At 66.0% G+C, this 626-nt stretch carries 1 protein-coding gene; it reads right to left on the bottom strand.

From position 1 onward, the window contains the following. The coding region (locus Pph01_RS42525) for a TetR/AcrR family transcriptional regulator (protein WP_239117426.1) at positions 1 to 595 on the bottom strand (595 nt) is incomplete at its 3' end. Positions 596 to 626: the final 31 nt, after the last annotated feature.

Raw genomic sequence — 626 nt, 5'->3', positions numbered from 1 at the left:
GTGCCATGTCGATCGATGTTGCCATCGGTGTGACATCGCGCGCAGTCTGGGCCAGCATGTACCCGCCCTGGAGGGCGGCCATAAGCCCAGTCGCGAGCTGGTCTATCGACGCCTCGGGCCCAAGCACACCACCGTCTTGAAGCCGTCGCAACACGCCTGCCAGCAGTCCCTGCCATTCGGTGAACAGGTCGGACAGGGCCTGGCGCGCGAGAGCGTCGTGATCGGAGACCTCGGAGGCCAGCGAGCCGAGCGCACAACCGTAGGCGCCATGCCGAAGGGCATTGTTCTGGACCAACGCGTCCCGCCAGCGTCGCAGCCCTGGGATCGTCGAGACATGGCCGAGGGCGTCGCGCTCACGCTCGATGACGCGTTCTCCCACGTGGTCGATCACGGCCCGCACGAGCGCGTCCTTGCCGTCGAAGTGGTGGTACAACTGCGACTTGCTCACTCCGCTCGCCGCTAGCACGTCATCAAGCGTGGTAGCCCCGACTCCTCGGATGTACATCAGGTCGGCTGCCGCGGCGACGATCCTTGCCCGCGTCTTTGCACCGCGCGCCGTCAGGCGTCTGCCAGTGTGCGAGTCAGCGGTCGTCATCACGGGTTCACTTTACCGATCGGGCTACTCG

Source organism: Planotetraspora phitsanulokensis (assembly GCF_016863295.1).
Classification (GTDB): domain Bacteria; phylum Actinomycetota; class Actinomycetes; order Streptosporangiales; family Streptosporangiaceae; genus Planotetraspora; species Planotetraspora phitsanulokensis.
The sequence above is the reverse complement of the archived record's forward strand: the minus strand, read 5'-3'. Positions and strand labels throughout refer to the sequence as shown.